General features: G+C 58.4%; 1 rRNA gene. It reads left to right on the top strand.

Annotation, left to right across the window (positions count from 1 at the left end):
- Positions 1–668, top strand: a 16S ribosomal RNA gene (locus FOY53_RS23560); the annotation flags it as partial.
- Positions 669–745: the final 77 nt, after the last annotated feature.

The raw sequence follows: 745 nt of genomic DNA, 5'->3' as shown, positions 1-745 counted from the left end.
ACCATTAAGCGTCCCACCTGGGGAGTACGCCGGCAACGGTGAAACTCAAAGGAATTGACGGGGGCCCGCACAAGCGGAGGAACATGTGGTTTAATTCGATGATACGCGAGGAACCTTACCCGGGCTTGAACTGCCGGCGAACGATACAGAGATGTTGAGGCCCTTCGGGGCGCCGGTGGAGGTGCTGCATGGTTGTCGTCAGCTCGTGCCGTGAGGTGTCGGCTTAAGTGCCATAACGAGCGCAACCCTTTTCTTCAGTTGCCATCAGGTAGAGCTGGGCACTCTGGAGACACTGCCACCGTAAGGTGTGAGGAAGGTGGGGATGACGTCAAATCAGCACGGCCCTTACGTCCGGGGCTACACACGTGTTACAATGGGTGGTACAGAGAGTCGGTCGTCTGCAAATGCGATCCAATCCTTAAAGCCATCCTCAGTTCGGATTGGGGTCTGCAACCCGACCCCATGAAGCTGGATTCGCTAGTAATCGCGCATCAGCCATGGCGCGGTGAATACGTTCCCGGGCCTTGTACACACCGCCCGTCAAGCCATGAAAGCCGGGGGCGCCTGAAGTCCGTGACCGCGAGGGTCGGCCTAGGGTGAAACCGGTGATTGGGGCTAAGTCGTAACAAGGTAGCCGTACCGGAAGGTGCGGCTGGAACACCTCCTTTCTGGAGCGCGACACGACTTCCGGTGCTCTTGACCTCTAGCAGGGGTGAGTCACCTTACAGGCAGTGTGCACCGTCGA

The sequence above is a fragment of the Puniceibacterium confluentis genome (assembly GCF_007923445.1).
GTDB classification, from domain to species: Bacteria; Pseudomonadota; Alphaproteobacteria; order Rhodobacterales; family Rhodobacteraceae; genus Puniceibacterium; species Puniceibacterium confluentis.
Note: the sequence above shows the minus strand (reverse complement) of the source record. Positions and strands in the feature narration are given on the sequence as shown.